The 520-nt window shown below is 55.0% G+C and carries 1 rRNA gene; it reads right to left on the bottom strand.

Annotated elements, in window-relative coordinates:
• Window positions 1–409 precede the first annotated feature (409 nt).
• Window positions 410–520: ribosomal RNA gene (locus tag E0T84_RS31620) — 16S ribosomal RNA — on the bottom strand; the annotation flags it as partial.

Raw genomic sequence — 520 nt, forward strand, 5'->3', positions numbered from 1 at the left:
AGGCATATCGCAGCCTCCAACGTCCTTCATCGGCTCCCAGTGCCAAGGCATCCACCATGCGCCCTTAAACACTTACAACACAAAAACCAAAAAATGAGTTTCAAAAGAAATTGCACATCAACACACAAAACCAGGCCCCACCCACAAGGAGTGAGACCCAACATATGCGTGCTAGATGCTCGCAACCACTATCCACAAATCAAACACCACACCCCACCACCAAAGTGAGGCAACAACACACCCCCTGCCCCCAACGGGGCAGGACTGCGGGCCTGTTGTCTCAAAGCCCAATAGTGTGTTCGGCAGTTCCATCACGTTTGTTGCGCACCAAGCCGGCGCCACTACAGCGCTCCGACTCCTCACGGCTACACCCCCACCAATTGAGAGTGTTTATCGTGGTGCTCCTTAGAAAGGAGGTGATCCAGCCGCACCTTCCGGTACGGCTACCTTGTTACGACTTCGTCCCAATCGCCGATCCCACCTTCGACGGCTCCCTCCACAAGGGTTAGGCCACCGGCTT

The organism is Mycobacterium sp. DBP42, from assembly GCF_005924235.1.
Classification (GTDB): domain Bacteria; phylum Actinomycetota; class Actinomycetes; order Mycobacteriales; family Mycobacteriaceae; genus Mycobacterium; species Mycobacterium syngnathidarum.